This is a genomic window from Spirillospora sp. NPDC047279, from assembly GCF_040643285.1.
Classification (GTDB): Bacteria; Actinomycetota; Actinomycetes; order Streptosporangiales; family Streptosporangiaceae; genus Spirillospora.
Genome location: NZ_JBEYUA010000009.1, coordinates 234,324 through 252,608 on the forward strand (window position 1 = coordinate 234,324; position 18,285 = coordinate 252,608).

19 protein-coding genes and 1 riboswitch are annotated in these 18,285 nt (G+C 72.5%); of the genes, 12 read left to right on the forward strand and 7 right to left on the reverse strand.

Features of this window, described 5'->3' with window-relative positions; genetic code table 11:
• The first annotated feature begins 40 nt into the window (after nucleotides 1-40).
• The 7 genes from yvcK (at nucleotide 41) to ABZ810_RS24280 (ending at nucleotide 6,402) form a co-directional block, all read left to right on the forward strand.
• Nucleotides 41-994, forward strand: a complete 954-nt coding sequence (yvcK, locus tag ABZ810_RS24250) for a uridine diphosphate-N-acetylglucosamine-binding protein YvcK (RefSeq protein WP_358406689.1) — start codon at nucleotides 41-43, stop codon at nucleotides 992-994.
• Between the two features lie 60 nt (nucleotides 995-1,054).
• Complete coding sequence (gene whiA, locus ABZ810_RS24255) at nucleotides 1,055-2,035, forward strand: DNA-binding protein WhiA (protein WP_358406692.1); 981 nt, start codon at nucleotides 1,055-1,057, stop codon at nucleotides 2,033-2,035.
• 393 nt (nucleotides 2,036-2,428) lie between these two features.
• A complete protein-coding gene (gene gap / locus ABZ810_RS24260) occupies nucleotides 2,429-3,433 on the forward strand; it encodes a type I glyceraldehyde-3-phosphate dehydrogenase (RefSeq protein ID WP_358406694.1) in 1,005 nt (334 codons plus the stop codon).
• A gap of 88 nt (nucleotides 3,434-3,521) precedes the next feature.
• A complete protein-coding gene (locus tag ABZ810_RS24265; protein ID WP_358406697.1) occupies nucleotides 3,522-4,709 on the forward strand; it encodes a phosphoglycerate kinase in 1,188 nt (395 codons plus the stop codon).
• Between the two features lie 3 nt (nucleotides 4,710-4,712).
• Complete coding sequence (tpiA, locus tag ABZ810_RS24270; RefSeq protein ID WP_358406700.1) at nucleotides 4,713-5,513, forward strand: triose-phosphate isomerase; 801 nt, start codon at nucleotides 4,713-4,715, stop codon at nucleotides 5,511-5,513.
• A gap of 170 nt (nucleotides 5,514-5,683) precedes the next feature.
• Nucleotides 5,684-5,923, forward strand: a complete 240-nt coding sequence (gene secG / locus ABZ810_RS24275; RefSeq protein WP_358406701.1) for a preprotein translocase subunit SecG — start codon at nucleotides 5,684-5,686, stop codon at nucleotides 5,921-5,923.
• 104 nt (nucleotides 5,924-6,027) lie between these two features.
• Nucleotides 6,028-6,402 carry an RNA polymerase-binding protein RbpA gene (locus ABZ810_RS24280; RefSeq protein ID WP_358406704.1) on the forward strand — a complete coding sequence of 125 codons (375 nt, stop codon included), beginning with the start codon at nucleotides 6,028-6,030 and terminating at the stop codon, nucleotides 6,400-6,402.
• A 117-nt stretch (nucleotides 6,403-6,519) separates the two neighbouring features.
• Here the strand turns inward: ABZ810_RS24280 and ABZ810_RS24285 are convergent, their stop codons facing one another.
• Both ABZ810_RS24285 and ABZ810_RS24290 read right to left on the reverse strand, forming a co-directional pair.
• Nucleotides 6,520-7,884 carry an acyltransferase gene (locus ABZ810_RS24285; RefSeq protein ID WP_358406706.1) on the reverse strand — a complete coding sequence of 455 codons (1,365 nt, stop codon included), beginning with the start codon at nucleotides 7,882-7,884 and terminating at the stop codon, nucleotides 6,520-6,522.
• Nucleotides 7,885-7,962: 78 nt separating this feature from the next.
• Complete coding sequence (locus tag ABZ810_RS24290) at nucleotides 7,963-8,901, reverse strand: M23 family metallopeptidase (protein WP_358406708.1); 939 nt, start codon at nucleotides 8,899-8,901, stop codon at nucleotides 7,963-7,965.
• A 51-nt stretch (nucleotides 8,902-8,952) separates the two neighbouring features.
• Nucleotides 8,953-9,038: riboswitch (ZMP/ZTP riboswitch) on the forward strand.
• A gap of 58 nt (nucleotides 9,039-9,096) precedes the next feature.
• Here ABZ810_RS24290 and glyA point away from each other — a divergent pair.
• Nucleotides 9,097-10,371 carry a serine hydroxymethyltransferase gene (gene glyA, locus ABZ810_RS24295; protein ID WP_358406711.1) on the forward strand — a complete coding sequence of 425 codons (1,275 nt, stop codon included), beginning with the start codon at nucleotides 9,097-9,099 and terminating at the stop codon, nucleotides 10,369-10,371.
• Nucleotides 10,372-10,398: 27 nt separating this feature from the next.
• Here the strand turns inward: glyA and ABZ810_RS24300 are convergent, their stop codons facing one another.
• Genes ABZ810_RS24300 through ABZ810_RS24310 form a run of 3 tightly spaced genes read right to left on the reverse strand, consistent with a single transcriptional unit; the run spans nucleotide 10,399 to nucleotide 13,178 of the window.
• Nucleotides 10,399-11,283, reverse strand: coding sequence for a DUF4429 domain-containing protein (locus tag ABZ810_RS24300; protein WP_358406714.1), 885 nt, complete (start codon nucleotides 11,281-11,283; stop codon nucleotides 10,399-10,401).
• A gap of 11 nt (nucleotides 11,284-11,294) precedes the next feature.
• The gene (locus ABZ810_RS24305; protein ID WP_358406717.1) at nucleotides 11,295-12,080 is read right to left on the reverse strand and encodes a class I SAM-dependent methyltransferase; all 786 of its coding nucleotides are present in this window, start codon (nucleotides 12,078-12,080) and stop codon (nucleotides 11,295-11,297) included.
• Nucleotides 12,081-12,119: 39 nt separating this feature from the next.
• Nucleotides 12,120-13,178 carry a GNAT family N-acetyltransferase gene (locus ABZ810_RS24310; protein WP_358406719.1) on the reverse strand — a complete coding sequence of 353 codons (1,059 nt, stop codon included), beginning with the start codon at nucleotides 13,176-13,178 and terminating at the stop codon, nucleotides 12,120-12,122.
• A gap of 154 nt (nucleotides 13,179-13,332) precedes the next feature.
• On the opposite strand from ABZ810_RS24310, the gene ABZ810_RS24315 reads away from it, so the two are divergent.
• The 3 genes from ABZ810_RS24315 to ABZ810_RS24325 are packed head-to-tail and all read left to right on the forward strand — an operon-like array spanning nucleotide 13,333 to nucleotide 16,035.
• Nucleotides 13,333-13,995, forward strand: a complete 663-nt coding sequence (locus tag ABZ810_RS24315) for a carboxymuconolactone decarboxylase family protein (RefSeq protein ID WP_358406720.1) — start codon at nucleotides 13,333-13,335, stop codon at nucleotides 13,993-13,995.
• Nucleotides 13,988-14,563, forward strand: coding sequence for a GNAT family protein (locus ABZ810_RS24320; RefSeq protein WP_358406721.1), 576 nt, complete (start codon nucleotides 13,988-13,990; stop codon nucleotides 14,561-14,563). Before ABZ810_RS24315 ends, ABZ810_RS24320 begins: the two co-directional genes overlap by 8 nt.
• A gap of 41 nt (nucleotides 14,564-14,604) precedes the next feature.
• Nucleotides 14,605-16,035 carry an FAD-dependent oxidoreductase gene (locus tag ABZ810_RS24325; protein WP_358406723.1) on the forward strand — a complete coding sequence of 477 codons (1,431 nt, stop codon included), beginning with the start codon at nucleotides 14,605-14,607 and terminating at the stop codon, nucleotides 16,033-16,035.
• A 22-nt stretch (nucleotides 16,036-16,057) separates the two neighbouring features.
• Here ABZ810_RS24325 and ABZ810_RS24330 read toward each other — a convergent pair whose 3' ends face one another.
• Both ABZ810_RS24330 and ABZ810_RS24335 read right to left on the reverse strand, forming a co-directional pair.
• Complete coding sequence (locus tag ABZ810_RS24330) at nucleotides 16,058-16,828, reverse strand: isocitrate lyase/phosphoenolpyruvate mutase family protein (protein ID WP_358406725.1); 771 nt, start codon at nucleotides 16,826-16,828, stop codon at nucleotides 16,058-16,060.
• Between the two features lie 62 nt (nucleotides 16,829-16,890).
• The gene (locus ABZ810_RS24335) at nucleotides 16,891-17,037 is read right to left on the reverse strand and encodes a hypothetical protein (protein WP_358406728.1); all 147 of its coding nucleotides are present in this window, start codon (nucleotides 17,035-17,037) and stop codon (nucleotides 16,891-16,893) included.
• Nucleotides 17,038-17,184: 147 nt separating this feature from the next.
• Between ABZ810_RS24335 and ABZ810_RS24340 the strand changes: the two genes are divergently transcribed.
• Nucleotides 17,185-18,276, forward strand: coding sequence for an amidohydrolase family protein (locus tag ABZ810_RS24340; protein WP_358406730.1), 1,092 nt, complete (start codon nucleotides 17,185-17,187; stop codon nucleotides 18,274-18,276).
• The last annotated feature ends 9 nt before the right edge of the window (nucleotides 18,277-18,285 follow it).

An 18,285-nucleotide genomic window follows, 5' to 3' on the forward strand; every position in this document is an offset into this window, starting at 1 on the left:
GCTCTCCGATCAGGTACGGAGCGAGGAGACGAGCGGCACGGTGAACCCCCCTGGGCCCAAGGTCGTCGCGCTCGGCGGGGGCCACGGCCTGTACGCGGCCCTGTCCGCGCTGCGCCGGGTCACCGACCGGCTGAGCGCGGTGGTCACGGTCGCCGACGACGGCGGCTCCAGCGGCCGGCTGCGCAAGGAGCTCGGCGTGCTCCCGCCCGGCGACCTGCGCATGGCGCTGGCCGCGCTGTGCGGTGACGACGAGTGGGGCCAGACCTGGCGCGACGTCGTCCAGCACCGTTTCCGCAGCCAGGGCGAGCTCCACGACCACGCGGTCGGCAACCTGCTGATCGTCGCGCTCTGGGAGCTGCTGGGCGCCAAGGGCGCCGTCGAGGGGCTCGACTGGGTCGGTCGCCTGCTGGGCGCGCACGGCCGCGTCCTGCCCATGGCCTCGGTCCCGATGGACATCGTCGCCGAGGTCCGCGGCGCCGATCCGGCGCGTCCCGAGGCGATCTCCCGGGTCAAGGGCCAGGTCGCCTGCGCCAAGACACCGGGTACCGTCCTCAGCGTGTCGCTCGTTCCCGAAGATCCGCCCGCGTGCCCCGAGGCCCTGGAGGCCGTCGAGGAGGCCGACTGGGTGGTGTTCGGCCCGGGCTCCTGGTTCACCAGCGTGATGCCGCATCTCAAGGTCCCCGAGCTCGCCCGGGCCTTGACGAACACCCCCGCGCGGCGGATCGTCGCCTTGAATCTGGTGCCGCAGCCGGGGGAGACCGACGATTTCTCGCCGCAGACCCATCTCGAGGTGCTGCAGGCGCACGCACCCGACCTGCGGATCGACGTGGTCCTGGCCGACCGCGGCGTGGTGGACGATCCCCCGGCCCTCGACAAGGCCGTGCAGGCGCTCGGCGGGCGGCTGGCCCTGGCCGACGTCGCGGCCGCGGACGGGTCGCCACGTCATGATCCCACCCTGCTGGCCCAAGCCTTCGTACAGATATTCGCTGACTGACAACCGCGCGGGCCGCGATCGGCCAGACTGCTGGAAGTTCCAATGGGGGAGGGTTCATCTATGGCGATGACCGGTGTGGTGAAGGACGAGCTGAGCAGGCTGTCCGTCATGAAGCCGTGTTGCCGCAAGGCCGAGGTGTCGACGCTGCTGCGTTTCGCCGGAGGCCTGCACCTGGTCAGCGGTCGGATCGTGATCGAGGCCGAGATCGACACGGGTTCGGCCGCCCGGCGGCTTCGCAAGGACATCGCCGAGGTGTTCGGGCACACCTCGGACGTGGTGGTGCTCGCGCCGAGCGGCCTGCGCAAGGGCAACCGCTACGTCGTGCGGGTCTTCCGTGACGGCGAGTCACTGGCCCGGCAGACCGGACTGATCGACAACAACGGCCGTCCCGTTCGCGGGCTGCCCCGGCACGTGGTCGCGGGGGCGGCCTGCGACGCCGAGTCGGCCTGGCGCGGCGCGTTCCTGGCGCACGGCTCGCTCACCGAGCCCGGCCGCTCGATGTCGCTCGAAGTGACCTGTCCCGGCCCCGAGGCCGCGCTGGCGCTGGTCGGCGCCGCCCGCCGGCTCAAGATCCACGCCAAGGCCCGCGAGGTCCGCGGGGTCGACCGCGTCGTCGTCCGCGACGGCGACGCGATCAGCGCTCTGCTGACCCGTCTGGGCGCCCACGACAGCGTCCTGGCCTGGGAAGAGCGCCGCATGCGCCGCGAGGTCCGGGCCACCGCCAACCGGCTGGCCAACTTCGACGACGCCAACCTGCGCCGCTCCGCCCGCGCCGCCGTCGCGGCCGGGGCCCGGGTCGCCCGCGCCCTGGAGATCCTCGGCGACGACGCTCCCGAGCACCTGGTCAACGCGGGCCGGCTGCGCCTGGAGCACAAGCAGGCCTCGCTGGAGGAGCTGGGCCAGCTCGCCGACCCGCCGCTCACCAAGGACGCCATCGCCGGCCGTATAAGGCGTCTGCTGGCCATGGCCGACAAGCGAGCCCAGGACCAGGGCGTCCCCGGCACCGAGGCCAACCTGACGGCCGACATGCTCTCGCCCTGATCATCATGCTCCGGCGGTGACGGCCGCCCGCGCCCCCGCACGGGGACGCGGGCGGCCGCTTCACGCGTGCCGGCGCGACTTCCGGCTGATTTCCGGACGACCCGCATTCGCCGGAACGTCTACGGCGTGTCACCTCGAACGGGTCACCGAGCACGGTTGTGGCGGGGGTCCGGTGGAATTCTCAGGGCGGGGAGAGATTGGTCTAGACGTAGTGGTCTAGACCTTTACCTTGGAGAATGTCATCCCTCACGTGGGGGAGTGCGACTCACCCGCCAGATCACACGGCACCGGTGGCGATGCGCGGGTCCTCCGTTCGGTAGGGTCGCTGGTGGAGGGGCCCCGGGCGGCTCCCCGGTCTGACGCAGGCATCGACGTTACGAGGAGTGTCGTTCCGTGACCATCCGAGTAGGCATCAACGGGTTCGGCCGCATCGGCCGCAACTTCTTCCGCGCGATCAAGGCGAGCGGGGCCGACATCGAGGTCGTGGCGGTCAACGACCTGACCGACAACCAGACGCTGGCGACGCTGCTCAAGTACGACAGCATCCTGGGCCGTTTCCCCGAGGACGTCAGCGCGACCGCCGACGAGATCATCGTGGGCGGCAAGGCGATCAAGGCGTTCGAGGAGCGCGACCCGGCCAACCTCAAGTGGGGCGACCTGGGCGTCGACATCGTCGTCGAGTCGACCGGCTTCTTCACCGACGCGACCAAGGCCAAGGTGCACGCCGACAACGGCGCCAAGAAGGTCATCATCTCGGCCCCGGCCAAGAACGAGGACATCACCCTCGTCCTGGGCGCCAACGAGGACAAGTACGACCCGGCGGCCCACACGGTCATCTCCAACGCGTCCTGCACCACCAACTGCCTCGCCCCGCTGGCCAAGGTGCTGCACGACAACTTCGTCATCGAGAAGGGCCTGATGACGACGATCCACGCCTACACCCAGGACCAGAACCTCCAGGACGCGCCGCACAAGGACCTGCGCCGCGCCCGCGCCGCCGCCCTCAACGTGGTCCCGACCTCCACCGGCGCCGCCAAGGCCATCGGCCTGGTGCTGCCCGAGCTCCAGGGCAAGCTGGACGGCTACGCGCTGCGCGTCCCGGTGCCGACCGGCTCCGCGACCGACCTGACCGCCACCCTGGGCCGCGAGGTCACCGTGGACGAGGTCAACGCCGCGTTCAAGGCCGCCGCCGAGGGCCCGCTCAAGGGCTACCTGACCTACACCGACGACCCGATCGTGTCCTCCGACATCGTCACCGACCCGGCGTCCTGCATCTACGACTCCGGGCTGACCAAGGTCATCGGCGACCAGGTCAAGGTCGTCGGCTGGTACGACAACGAGTGGGGCTACTCCAACCGCCTGGTCGACCTGGTCAAGATGGTCGGCTCCAGCCTCTGACAGCCACCCGTCCCGCCGTGATCACGAGACCCGCTCCGGGCCGTTCGTGATCACGGCGGCGTCGTATCCGGAAGGACACCGCATTTCGATGCGCACCATTGACGATCTCGACGTCGCCGGGAAGCGGGTGCTGGTCCGCTCGGACCTCAACGTCCCCCTCCAGGACGGGCAGATCACCGACGACGGCCGGATCAGGGCCAGCCTGCCGACCATCCGGGCGCTGCGTGACAAGGGCGCCAGGGTCGTCGTCTGCGCCCACCTCGGCCGCCCCAAGGGGGAGGTGAAGCCGGAGTTCTCGCTGGCCCCGGTGGCCGCGCGGCTCGGCGAGCTGCTCGGCACGGACGTCACGTTCGCCACGGATGTCGTGGGCGACTCCGCCCAGGCCGCCGCGGCGGGCCTCGCCGACGGCCAGGTGGCCCTCGTGGAGAACCTCCGCTTCGAGGCGGGCGAGACCAGCAAGGACGACGCCGAGCGCGGCGCCTTCGCCGACAGGCTGGCCGGCCTGGCCGAGGCGTACGTGAGCGACGGCTTCGGCGCCGTGCACCGCAAGCACGCCAGCGTCTACGACGTCGCGCGGCGGCTCCCGCACGCGGCCGGCGGCCTGATCACCACCGAGGTCGCGGTGTTGCGGAAGCTCACCGACGAGGTCGAGCGGCCGTACGCGGTCGTGCTCGGCGGCTCCAAGGTGTCCGACAAGCTCGGCGTGATCGACAACCTGCTCGGCAAGGCCGACCGCATCCTCATCGGCGGCGGCATGGTCTTCACCTTCCTCAAGGCCCAGGGCCACGAGGTCGGCGAGAGCCTGCTCGAAGAGGACCTGCTCGACACCGTCCGCGACTACCTGCGCCGCGCCGATGAGGCCGGCGTGGAGTTCGTGCTGCCGGTCGACATCGTCGCCGCCACGGCCTTCGCCGCCGACGCCGACCACGACGTGGTGGCCGCCGACGCGATCCCCGCCGACCGGCTCGGCCTCGACATCGGCCCCGAGTCGGGCAAGCTCTTCGCGTCCCGGCTGGCGGGCACCAGGACGGTCTTCTGGAACGGCCCGATGGGCGTCTTCGAGATGGAGCCCTACGCGCACGGCACCCGCGCGGTGGCCCAGGGTCTGATCGACTCCGGCGCCTTCACCGTGGTCGGCGGCGGCGACTCCGCCGCGGCCGTGCGCACGCTCGGTTTCGACGAGAACGCCTTCTCCCACATCTCGACCGGCGGCGGCGCCAGCCTCGAATACCTCGAAGGCGAGACGCTCCCCGGCCTGCAGGCTCTGGAGGACTGACGCATGGCCCCGAAGACCCCGTCCGGGCGCAAGCCGCTGATGGCCGGCAACTGGAAGATGAACAACAACCACCTCGAGGCGATCGCCCTGGTGCAGAAGCTGGCGTTCGGCCTCAAGGAGGCCGACCACGACGCCGTCGACGTCGCCGTGCTGCCGCCGTTCACCGACATCCGCTCGGTGCAGACGCTGGTGGACGCCGACCGGCTGCAGATCGCCTACGGCTCGCAGGACGTCTCCCAGCACGCCTCGGGCGCCTACACCGGCGAGATCTCCGGCGCGATGCTGGCCAAGCTGGGCTGCTCGTACGCGACCGTCGGGCACTCCGAGCGCCGCCAGTACCACCACGAGGACGACGCCGTGGTCAACGCCAAGGCGAAGGCGGCGCTGGCCAGCGAGCTGACGCCGATCGTGTGCGTCGGCGAGGGGCTCGAGGTCCGCAAGGCGGGCACCCACGTCGCCCACACGCTCGCGCAGGTCGACGGCGCTCTCGAGAAGATCACCGCCGAGCAGGCCAGGACGATCGTGATCGCCTACGAGCCGGTCTGGGCGATCGGCACCGGCGAGGTCGCCACCCCGCAGGACGCCCAGGAGGTCTGCTCGGCGATCCGCGGGCGGCTCGCCGAACTGTATGACGGCGAGATCGCCGATTCCGTCCGTATCCTGTACGGAGGGTCGGTGAAGGGCGCCAACATCGCCGGGATCATGGCCCAGGCGGATGTGGACGGCGCCCTGGTCGGAGGTGCCAGCCTCGACCCGGGTGAGTTCGTCAAGATCTGCCGTTATCGGGATCTGCCGGTCACCTGAAGGCTGATCAGTTCTGATCAATTCGGCAACGACATGGGGGTTCTTGACGAACCAGCGAAGAGTTCGTCGTACCCTTCGTAGCTGACGGGTAAACCGCCCGGCTCGACCCTCCGTCCTTGAATACGACAAGCCCCGCGCCAGCGGGGGTGGCCAGAAGAGGCGCAACTGCTGTGATCATCGCAACGTCCATCGTGCTCATCGTCACGAGCCTGCTGATGGTGGTCCTCGTCCTGATGCACAAGGGCAAGGGCGGCGGCCTGTCCGACATGTTCGGCGGCGGTGTCTCCTCCTCCCTGGGCGGTTCGTCCGTGGTGGAGCGCAACCTCGACCGGCTGACGATCGGAACGGGCGTGATCTGGTTCGCCTCGATCATCGTCCTCGGCCTGCTCTTCAAGGGCCAGGCGGGCTGAGCCGGACCGCCAACACAAGAACGATCGCCGCGAACGTCCGACCGTGCGCCCTTCGGTGACCACGGCGACGATGCGGCAGCGGAACTTTGAGCGAGGAGTAGTCCGTGGGTAGTGGCAACGCGATTCGGGGCAGTCGTGTCGGAGCAGGGCCGATGGGAGAGGCCGAGCGCGGGGACGCGGCCCCCCGCGTATGGGTGACATTCTACTGCGCCAACCGGCACGAGACCCGCCCCAGCTTCGCGACCGACGTCGCGGTGCCCGACACGTGGGATTGCCCGCGTTGCGGGTTCCCGGCGGGCCAGGACGCGCAGAACCCCCCCGCTCCGCCCAAGACGGAGCCCTACAAGACGCACCTGGCGTACGTGAAGGAGCGTCGCAGCGACGAGGACGGCGAGGCCATCCTCGAGGAGGCTCTGGCCAAGCTGCGCAAGAAGCGCGCCGCCGTGAAGGCCGCCATGGAGGCCGCGGCCCGCGCCTGACACCGGCGCGGCCGACGGCCCGAGACCGGCGGCACACCAGCGAGAAGGCCCGGTTCCCTCAGGGAGCCGGGCCTTTCGCTTGCCGTGCGGGAGGCGGGAGGGGGGAGGGGGAGAGGGTCAGGAACGTTCGGACGTGCCCGCCATCGCCAGCTCCGGGCCAGGGGCGGCCGCGGCGAGGCCCGGCCCCGCGGACGGGGAGTCCGCGCGGCGGGCGAGCCGCCGGCCCAGGCGCTGGGCGGGAGCCTCCACCCAGCGCTGGGTGAGGTGGCAGACCGGGAGCAGGAGGGCCGTGAACACGGTCATGAGGACCCACTGGTCGGTGCCGGTGGGGGCGATGATCGTCTTCAGGATGAGCAGCAACATCGGGTGCAGCAGGTAGACCGAGTAGCTGATCGTGCCCAGCCAGACGAACGAGGCGGGCATGGTCCGGCGGCGCAGGGCGTAGCCGATCGCGAAGGCGACCGCGGTGACGATCACGGCCGTCAGCCAGGCCCGCCGGACGGCCCAGTCGGTGGTCCACGAACCCCACGCCGACAGGTGCACGACGCCCAGGCCGCAGGCCGAGGTGAAGACCACGCCGATGGTGATCGCCACGAAGCGGCGTCCGGCCTGGCGCTGCTCGGCGCGGTAGATCGCGGTGCCCAGGAACATCACCGCGAGGATGATCAGGCCCTCCCAGGCCGGCACGCGGGCGTTGAAGAGCAGCAGGCCCAGGCCCACCGTCGCGCCGAGCATGGTGCCGGCCCGGCGCAGCCCGGGATGGGGCGCGCACGCGAGCCCGATCGCGAGCACGAAGGTCACGCCCGTCGCCAGGACGACCTTGTCGACCGGGAGGCCGAACGAGGCCAGCGCCGCCGCGGAGGGCAGCACGCCGCCCAGCACGACGGCGGTCAGGGCGAACGAGAGCGAGATGGCGGCCGAGCGCCGGTGCAGGCCCACGGCGAAGAACGCGGTGGCCAGGAAGTAGAAGACCATCTCGTACGACAACGTCCAGAGCGGGCCGATCGCGCTGGGCACGGCCAGGAGGTCCTGGAGCATCGTCAGGTGGGAGACGATCAGCGTGGCCGGGTCGAAGGCGTCCCAGCGGCCCGGCGCCAGCGTCGTGACCACCGGGTTGAGCAGCAGGGTGGCGCCGAGCGCGACCAGCAGGAGCGGGTAGATCCGGAAGGCCCGGCTGATCCAGAACCGGCGGAGCGATCCGGTACGCTCCAGCGAGGCCGGGATGATGTAGCCGCTGACCAGGAAGAAGACCAGGACACCGGCGAACCCGGGGTCGAACCACGCGAGCATGTCGTTGTGGAAGGCCGGCGTGAAGCGCGCCGTGCCGTGGTGGAAGGCGACCGTGAGGGCGGCGAGCCCGCGCAGGGCGTCCAGCCAGCCCAGCCGGACCGTGCCCGGAGCCCCGGTCCGCGTGCCGCCGTCGGGGGGACGGGATGACGCGGAGACCGGGACAGGCGGGCAGTGATGTCCGGTTTTGGTCATCCAGGGACCCTAGTGGGTCACGCGTACTGCCCGAGACCGGATCCCGCCTTTCCGTTGATTTTTCATCACGTTCTCATCTCAAAATCGTTCACGATCACCAGCGCCCGTCACCGCCGGCCGGGCTCCGCCCCCGTGACGGGTGGCGGTGAAGGGGCGGTTGTTGTGCGGGACCCCGCGCCGCTCCTCGCCGTCGATCTCGTAACGGTCGAGCACGAACGGCACCCCGCCCGCGATCAGGGCGCGCTGGTGGTCCATCAGGTGGAAGTGCAGGTGCGGCTCGGAGGAGTTGCCCGAGTTGCCGACGTCGGCGATGTGGTCGCCCGCCCGCACCCGGTCGCCGGGCTTCACCCGCAGGGAGCCGCGCCTGAGATGGGCGAACGCGGCGTAGGTGCCGTCGCCCAGGTCGATGATCAGATGGTTGCCGAAGAGGAAGCCGGGGCCGCCCAGCTCGCGCACGGAGCCCTCCACGAAGAGGAAGAGGAGGGCGGGCCAGGAGTTGCGGCTCCAGTGGTCGCGGTGCCGCCCTGAGGCGCGCACGACGACGCCGTCCGCCGGGGCGTGCACCGGCCGGCCGAAGGCCGGGAACGAGGCGGCGGGCCGGGCCAGAGGCCAGGCGTGCAGGGCCGACCAGTCGCGGTCCTCCTCCGGATGGTGGACGAGGTCGACGGCGTAGGTCTGGCCGTAGGCGTCGATGCCGTGGCTCGGCACCTTGTCGGCCGGGCCGTTCACCACGATCCAGCGCCCCTCGACCGGGGAGGCGATCGCCCGCGGCGCTCCGTCCTCCCGCGGCCCCTCGCCGTCCGACGCCTCCGTGCCGAGCGGCCGGCCGGCGAAGCGGTCCGGCGTCAGCCGTCCCGGGTGGACGACGAGCATCAGGGCGTAGCCGCCGGCCGTCAGCGTGGCCCCGGCGACCAGGACCCAGATGACGTCGTGCAGGAACAGTGACAGGCAGAGCACGACGCCGAGCAGGAGGATCACCGACTTGAATCGGGCGACGTGCGTCAGGAAGGTCCTCATATATCTAGATTACGGATTTACGGAATTCCGTCAATGCTGGCTGGGCTATGCTGGCGGCCACGCGACTGGCGCAGTCAAGGTGGAGCCACCACCGGGGAGCGAAGACCGTCCGCACACCGCGCGCCTGGGTGTACGGGTCCCTCAGCCGGGGGTTCCCGTCCAGAGCCCCCGGGCGACATCAGCGCGGAGGTTGTCATGCACGAGCCGGCCATTCCCCATCTGCAGGCCCAGGACCCCGACATCGCCGATCTGGTCGAGGCCGAGGCGCGCCGCCAGTACGAGAAGATCCGCCTCATCGCCTCCGAGAACTACGTCTCGCCGGCGGTGCTGGAGGCGACCGGGTCCGTCCTCACCAACAAGTACTCCGAGGGCTACGCGGGCCGCCGCTACTACGAGGGCCAGCAGAACGTCGACCCGATCGAGCTGCTGGCCATCGAACGGGCCAAGGCCCTCTTCGGCGCCGACCACGCCAACGTGCAGCCCTACTCCGGCTCGCCCGCCAACCTCGCGGTCTACATGGCCTTCCTCGACCCGGGCGACAAGGTCATGGGTCTGTCGCTGCCGATGGGCGGCCACCTCACTCACGGCTGGTCGGTGTCGGCGACCGGCAAGTGGTTCACGCCCGTGCGCTACGACGTGCGCGCCGACACGGGCCGGATCGACATGGACCAGGTCCGCGACCTGGCGCTCAAGGAGCGGCCCAAGCTGATCTGGTGCGGCGGCACCGCCATCCCGCGCACCATCGACTTTCCCGCGTTCGCCGAGATCGCCAGGGAGGCGGGCGCCGTGCTGGCCGCCGACATCGCGCACATCGCGGGGCTGATCGCCGGTGGCGCGCACCCGTCGCCGGTCGGCCACGCCGGGGTGGTGTCGACGACCACGCACAAGACGCTGCGTGGCCCGCGCGGCGCGATGATCATGTGTGACGCGGCGCACGCCAAGGCGATCGACAAGGCCGTCTTCCCCGGCCTGCAGGGCGGGCCGCACGACCACACCACCGCCGCGATCGCGGTGGCGCTCAAGGAGGCCGCTCAGCCGGAGTTCGCCGCCTACGCCCGCCAGATCGTCGCCAACGCGCGCGCCCTCGCCGGCGCGCTGCTCGACCGCGGCTACGACCTGGTGTCCGGCGGGACCGACAACCATCTGATCCTCATCGACCTGACCGGCAAGGGCGTCGCGGGCAAGCCCGCCGCGCAGGCCCTCGACCGCGCCGGCATCGAGCTCAACCACAACGCCGTGCCGTTCGACCCGCGCAAGCCGTTCGACCCGTCCGGCCTGCGGCTTGGCACCTCCTCGATCACCACCCGCGGCCTGACCGAGGAGCACATGCCCCGGCTGGCCGCGTGGATCGACGAGGTGGTGCAATCGGTCGCCAAGGCGGACGACGAGGACGTCCTCAACCGGGTGGCGGGCCAGGTGCGCGAGCTGCTGGCCGCCTACCCGATGCCCGGCTGGGCCGTCACGCCCTGAACGGCTCAGAAGCGGCTCAGAAGCGGCTCAGAAGCGGCGCAGCAGCGCCTGCTTGGCCGTGGCGAACTCCTCGTCGGTGAGGATGCCCTCCTTGTGGAGGTCGCCCAGCTCGCGGAGCCGCCGCAGCAGCGTGTCGTGATCGTCGCCCCGGTCCGGGGCCTCCACCGCGGGGGTCTCCGGGCCGGCGGCGGCCGCGGCGTCGCCCGCGGCCGCGGCCGGGTGCGGCAGGTGGGCGACGACCGCGGCGGCCACGAGCGCCGTCAGGCCGCCCTCCTTCTGGATGCCCCAGGCGAGGCAGTGCGGGTCCTCCTCGGCGGTGACCTGGAGGCTGGGGGCCTTGAGCCGGAACCGCAGGAAGCCGTAGCCCATCCCGGACTGCGGCGCCCAGTCGACGCCCGCGATCTCGGCCAGCTCGAACAGCTGCGGTCCCGCCGTCTCCTTGCGGGAGTTGGCCATCCAGTTCCACTCCAGGCGCACGCGCTCGCCGTCGAACGAGGCCGTGCCGTCCCCCGCGGAGGCGCTCACCGGCAGGGCGGGCCCCGGCATGAGGTAACGCTCGCACGGCCCGTCGGGCACCTGGTCGAGCAGCAGCGCGTTGCGGATCTCGTCGACCAGGTACTCGGCGGCGCCGGTCCGGCCCGAGCCGATCGACAGCCGGTACGGGTCGGCGGCGGAGTCGGTGAGCGTGCCCGCCACGGCCTGGCTGAACGGATCGGCGGCGGCGCGCAGCCGGAGCCGCAGCCGGCCGCCCTTGCGACCGGGCTCGAACGCCATCCCGGCGATCGCCTCCAGCGGGACGACCAGCTCGCCCAGCGCCTTGCGGAGCTTGTGCACGCCCCGGTCACGGCCCGGGACGATCCGGAGCACCTCGCCGTCGAACACCCACGAGCCGTCGCGCGCAAGGACCTCCATGAGGGGAGATTTTAGGCGGTACGGCGGGGGCGCAGCAGTGTGATCATTCTCCAGGCGGCCGGATCGGTGAGCGCCACGTCGCCGAAGTCGCCGTACCGGGCCACGATCTCGAACGCGCCGGACAGCCGGACGGCGGCCTCGACCTCGGTCGCGCTCCAGAAGCGGTACGGCACGACGTCGCGGATCACGCGCGGTTCGGCGCCGTTCCCGGTGATGGTCATCGTGACGCGGTCGTCGGCGATCTGGGTGACGGGGTCGAGCCGGTCGTCCGGCTCGCCCCAGCGCACGGCGGCGTGCACGCCGTCGCGGTCGACCGTCCAGGCCGTGCCCACGCTGGGCTCGTCGGTCAGCCGGTCCTTGGGGTGCGACATCTCCACGACGTAGAGCCCGCCGCCGGCCACATGCCCGGCCGCGCGGTCGAGATGGGCCACGAACGCGTCGAGCGTCATGAGGTGGGACGTCGAGTCGAGCATCGTGATGACCAGATCGAACCGCCGGCCCAGGGCGAAGTCGGTCATGTCCGCCTGGACGACGTCGAGGGCGACGCCCGCCTGTTCGGCCCGCTCGGCGGCGTAGGCGCACATCGTCGGGTTGAGGTCGAGCGCGGTCGCCCGGGAGCCGCGCCTGGCGAACTCGCGGGCGTGCTCGGCGGGACCGGCGGCCAGCTCCAGCACGGTGCCGGCGGGCGCGCCCGCGTGCCGGCCGTACCAGGCGGTGAGCTCGTCGACCTCGGCGGCCACGTCGCGGAACGAGCAGGCGAGCTCGTAGGCCCACGGGTCGTCATAGATGCCGGTCACCCGGCCATCCTGCCAGCCCGCCGATCGTGGAACGTGCCATTACCGCGCCGTGCGGCGGCCCCCCGTCCCGGTGATCACTGGGCGCCCGTCGAGGCGCAGCCTGACCTCCACGATGCCGGGCTCCTCGGTCCGCCGGGTCCGGCCGCCGAGCGAGGTCAGCAGCCGCCTGATCCGCGCGTTCTCGCTCAGCGCCGTCGCCCGCAGCTCCACCAGCCCGCGGTCGCGGCCCAGCACCACCAGCAGCTCGGACAGCGCCCGGCCGAGCCCGCGGCCCTGCCAGTCGTCGGTGACCAGGAACGCCAGCTCGGCCACGCCGGGGTCGAGCACGTGGATCAGGTGGGCGAGTGCCAGCAGCGACCCGTCCGGGCCCTCCGCGACGAGCGTCAGCCCGTGCGAGGGGTCGCAGAACAGCTCGACGGCGCGCGGCGGAGGGAACGGCTTGGCGCTGAAGTAGCGCATCCGCCGGCTCTCCAGCGAGCAGCGTTCGTGCATCTCGCGCACGGCGGCGGCGTCGCGCCGCTCGATCGGCCGAACCGTGATCTCGGTGCCGTCCCGCAGCGCCACCCGGCGGGAGGTCGGCCGCGGCCCGCCGCCGGGCAGCACCGCACGGATCAGGGCGTCGGCACGGGCCGCCTCGGTGGCGGTGAACGGCAGTCCCGGGCGCCGCAGCCGTACCGCCCGCCGCTGGCCCACCGGGACTGTCAGGACGTCCGGCGCGGGCTCGTCCGCACCGGCGGGCACCCAGGTGGCCGAGCCGGCGCGCAGGAGGTCGGCCAGCACCTCCGGGAGGGCGTGCGGCTCGGCGCGCAGGCGGGCGGCCAGCGACAGGACCCGCGTGGGCTCGTCGATCAGCTCGTGCGGGCTGGCCGCGACGACGGCGGTGCGGACGCCCCCCGCGTCCTCCAGCGCCTGCCGCAGGCCGTCGGCGGAGGTGCCGCGCGAGGGCACGTTGACGATGAACTCGTCGACCACGCCCTCGGCGTCGACCTGGACGTTCAGCGCGAGGATGTTGGCGCCCCGCCGGGCCAGCGCCGCGGTGAGCAGCGCCAGGCGCCCTGGTCTGTCCTCGATCTCGGTCCGGATGCGCAGCAGCGGCATGGAAACGTCCCCCAAGTGATCGAACACGGCCTCCGCGGTCATTGATCACGTTCGCCCACTGCTGTTACGGAATCGCTACGTCATCATGAGCTGACGGTTTCACCTTTCGGGACGGGGGTTGAGCCTTCCGGCCCGACCGCTTACCGTTCCGTAAGTGATCGACCCGCTGAGTGGTGAGCACGTCAACGATCAACCCGTGGCCACCGGTCGTCCGGCACGACTGCCCCTCCTGTTCCCGGGAATGCTGAGCGACGAGCAGCGCGAGGTGTACGACGCGGTCCGGGGCGGCCCGCGGGCCGGCCGGGCCCCGGTCTTCCGGTTCGTCGACGACGACGGGCGGCTGCTCGGCCCGTTCAACGCCATGCTCTACAGCCCCGCCGTGGGCGGGCCGCTGCAGGAGCTGGGCGCGGCACTGCGCTTCCGCACCTCCTTCAGCAAGCGCGAGCGCGAGATCGCCACGCTGGTGGTGGCGCGGCACTGGCGCTCGGATTTCGAGTGGTACGCCCACGAGCGGGTCGGCCTGCGCGCCGGGCTCGACCCCGGCGAGCTCGACGCGCTGCGGGAGGGCCGGGCCCCGATGCTGGCCGACGTGCGCGAGCGGGTGGTCTACGAGGCGGCGCGGCAGCTCGCCGCCGAACGCGACCTCGGCGACGCGCTCTACACCGAGGCGGTCGCGACGCTGGGGCGTTCGGCCCTGGTCGAGCTGGTCACCCTGGTCGGCTACTACGCGGCGCTCGCGCTGCAACTACGGGTCTTCCGCGCGGGCGTGCCGGACGGCGAGCCCGCCCCGGAGTGGGGAGATCACGGTGATGAGTGACGACGTGCTGCGCACCGACCGGCTCGCGCTGCACCCGGTCAGCATGAGCGACCACCGGGCGCTGCTGGCGCACTGGACCGGCCCGCGGGTGCGCCGGCACCTGTTCGACGACAAGACGTTGTCGGCGCTCGAGGTGACCGAGATCATCGCGGTCAGCCAGCGCGACTTCGCGACCGAGGGCTACGGGTTGTGGACGCTGCGGGCGGCCGATCGCGGCGACGCGGTCGGCGCGGTCGGCGCGGCGCCGCCGCCCGGCTCGCTGGTCGGCGTCGCCGGGCTGCGCGGCCACGACGCGGACGTCGAGATCGTCTACAGCCTCGAGCCCGCCCACTGGGGGCTGGGGCTGGCGGCCGAGGCGTCCCGCGCGGTGCTCGACTACGCGTTCGAGGTGCTGCACCTGCGCCGGGTGACCGCCGAGATCGACGAGGCCAACCCCGCCTCCGCCGAGCTGGCCGAACGCCTCGGCATGCGGCGGCGGCCCGGCGGCGACCCCGGCCACTATCTCGCCGAACGGCCCGGCTGGCACGGATCACGACACATGATTGACGCTACACAACTGATTCAGTAGCTGTTGCTGCCAATTGCCACGGATTGCGTCATCATGAGGGCATGAGTTCGAGGGTGTCCTCCGCGCCGCGGTCCGACGGCCATGTCAACGGCTCGGTCTCGTACTGGTATCGCGACGAGGGCGGTGTGCCCGGCGCGGGCCCGTCCCTGCCCGGTTCGCGCACGGCCGACGTGTGCGTCGTCGGTGCCGGCTACACCGGCCTGTGGACCGCCTACTACCTCAAGCGCGCCCGTCCCGACCTGCGCGTGGTGGTGCTGGAGAAGGAGTTCGCCGGATTCGGCGCCTCCGGCCGCAACGGCGGCTGGGTGGTCGGCGAGCTCGCCGGGTCGCGCGAGCGGTACGCACGCCGGCACGGCCGCGCGGCGACGGTGGCGCTGCAGGGCGCCATGTTCGCCGCCGTCGACGAGGTCGTCGCGGTCGCGGGCCGGGAGGGCATCGACGCCGACGTGGTGAAGGGCGGCGTGCTGACCGTCGCCCGCAACGAGGCCCAGCACGCCCGCCTCTCCGGACTGGTCGCCGAGGCCCGCGAGTGGGGCTGGACCGAGGACGACCTCGTCCTGCTCGACCCGTCCCAGCGGGTCCGCGTCGAGGGCGCGCTCGGCGGTGTCTGGAGCCCGCACTGCGCCCGGATCCAGCCCGCCGCGCTGGTCCGCGGCCTGGCCCGGGTCGTCCGCGACCTCGGCGTCGAGATCTTCGAGCGGACCCCGGTCACCCGGATCACGCCGCGCGCCGGCCGGAGCGGCCCCGCCGCCGAGACGCCGTTCGGCACGGTCACCGCCGACCACGTGATCAGGGCGACGGAGGGCTTCACCGCGGGGCTGCGCGGTCACCACCGCGACTGGCTGCCGATGAACAGCTCGATGATCGTCACGACGCCGCTGCCCGCCGAGGTCTGGAAACGGGTCGGCTGGGACGGCGCCGAACTGCTCGGCGACATGGCGCACTACTACATGTACGCGCAGCGCACCGCCGACGGGCGCATCGCGTTCGGCGGGCGGGGCAGGCCCTACCGCTACGCCTCGCGCGTCGACGACGACGGGCGCACGCAGGAGCGCACGGTCGACCTGCTGTGGCGGATGCTCACCGCGATGTTCCCCGCCGTGGCGGGGGAGGGGGAGGTGGATCACGCCTGGTCCGGCGTTCTCGGCGTGCCGCGCGACTGGTGCGCGACCGTGACGCACGACCACGCGAGCGGGCTCGGCCACGCGGGCGGCTACACCGGCCACGGCGTCGCGACAGCCAACCTCGCCGGGCGCACGCTGCGCGACCTCGTCCTGCGCGAGGAGACCGACCTCACCGCGCTGCCGTGGGTGGGCCGGCGGGTCCGCCGCTGGGAGCCCGAACCGCTGCGCTGGATCGGCGTCCAGGCGATGTACGCGCTCTACCGCGGCGCCGACGCGCGCGAGACGGCCTCGGCCTCGCCCCGCACCTCGGTCCTGGCCCACGTGGCGGACGCCATCACCGGCCACTGACCTCCGCCGCCCGGTGACCGGGCTAACGAACGAGCAGGCGCTGGATGTCGGTGTAGGCCGGGACCGGCCGCTCGGCCTCCCCGCCCGCGATGCCGAGCGCCGTGGTCACCGCCGCGCGCAGCGCCGTGCGGTAGAGGAGCGAGCCGCAGCTCACCCGCCGTACCCCGAGATCGGCCAGCCGGGCGAACTCGGTCCGGCCCGGCAGATGGAGGACGTTGAGGGGGAGCGGGATCGCCTCGACCAGCGCCCGCACGTCCTCGTCCCCGGCGGCGCCGGGCACGAAGATCCCGTCCGCCCCGGCGGCGGCGTAGGCGTCCGCACGGCCGATCGTCTCGCGCACCCCGCCCTGCCCGTTCCAGAACGTGTCGGTCCGCGCGTTGAGGAACACCTCGGGGGCCGCCGCCTTGACGGCCTCGATCACCGCCGCGTGCTCGCCGGCCGGCCGCAGCGAGCCGTCCGGCCGACCGTCCTCGATGTTGACGCCGGCGATCCCGGCCGCGGCGAGATCGGCGACGAGCGCGGCCACCTCGCCGGGCAGGTCGGAGAAGCCGCCCTCGATGTCGACGCTCACCGGAACGGGCAGCCGCGCCAGGGCCCGCGCCAGCCCTGTGGTCTCCGCCAGGGTGTCGCCGCGCGCGTCGGGCTTGCCCGCCGCCGCCGCGATGCCCAGGCTCGTCGTCCCGACCGCAGGGAAGCCCGCGTCCGCCAGCAGCGCCCCGCTGGTGAAGTCCCACGCGTTCGGCAGGAGCAGCGGCTCGCCGGCGTGGTGCAGGGCGTGGAAGGTCGTCGTCATGACCCGAACCTACGTCCGGATCGTTTCGACGGCGGCCGAAGGAACGTGCGGCCGGCGGCCGGTCAGTGGCCCGCGAACGGGTAGTGGTCGGTCCGGGCCAGATCGCGGGCGAAGGAGTGCAGCCTCAGCGCCCGGCGCGCGAGGAAGCGGACGACGGGCGAGCGGTTCGGTCCGTACGCGGCGGACCACAGCGCGGGTACGCGGTTCATGCGCTCACCGTGACCCGGCCCCGCCCACCGGCCCCCACCTGATCCGGGTGAGACCGCTCCCGCAGAGTTCGGTTGCGACAAATATAGTCTCAAGTGAGATATTCTTATATGCTCCTTGAGGGCGGCCCTCGCGACCAGGGAGCACGAATGCGAACGATCAGCAGGCGGCGGGTCCTCCGGACGGCGGCGCTGACCACCTCGGCGGCGGCCCTCGGACCCGTGCCGTCCGGCGCGACCGCCGCGTCCACCACCTCGGCCATGCCGGCCATGCCCGCCGGGTCGCGGCCGTTCCGGATCGACACCCACCACCACGCGGTGCCGCCCGCGATGCGCCGGTGGGCCGTCGAGCAGGGACTCCTGCCGCCGGAGGGCGGCCCGCGCTGGGGACGATGGAGCCTGCCGGAGACCATCGAGACGATGGAGAGGAACCGGATCGCCGTGGGCGTCGCGTCCGCGCCCGTCCCGTCCCTGGCGTTCCGCGACCGGGCGGTGGCCGAGTCCGGCACCCGGATCATCAACGAGGACCTGGCGGACCTCGTCCGCGAACATCCCTCGCGCTTCGGCTTCTTCGCCTACCTGCCCCTGCGGCACGTCGACGTGGCGCTGCGGGAGGCCGCCCACGCCCTCGACGTCCTCGGCGCCGACGGCGTCCTGCTGATGACCAACGACGGCGCCCGCTACCTCGGCGACACGGCGTTCGACCCGCTGTTCGCCGAGCTCGACCGGCGCGGCGCGGTGGTCTTCACCCATCCCGCCCCGCTGCCGGGGCAGGACTTCGAGGTGCCGGGCATGGACGACTGGATCGGCGACTTCATGCTGGACACGACCCGCGCGGCGTTCAACCTGGTCAACTCCGGCACGATGGACCGCCACCCGCGGATCTCGGTCATCCTGTCCCACGCGGGCGGCTTCCTCCCCTACATCGGCGGGCGGATCGAGCACGCGGGCAGGACCGGGCGCGGCCCGCGGCCGGAGGCCTTCCGCAGGGCGCTGCGCCGCTTCTACTACGACACCGCGGCCCCGCCCTCGCCGTACGCGACCCCGACCCTGCTGGCCGCCGCCGGGCCGGGCCGCCTGCTGTACGGGACGGACTGGGCCCAGACGACCGCCGCCGAGGTCGCCGCCACCACCAGGGGCCTGGAGCGTGACCCCGCGCTGGACGAACGTATGCGCCGGGCGATCCACCGGGGCAACGCGCTGAAGCTCATGCCCGCCCTGGCCCGCAGGATCTCGCGATAACCGCTCGCG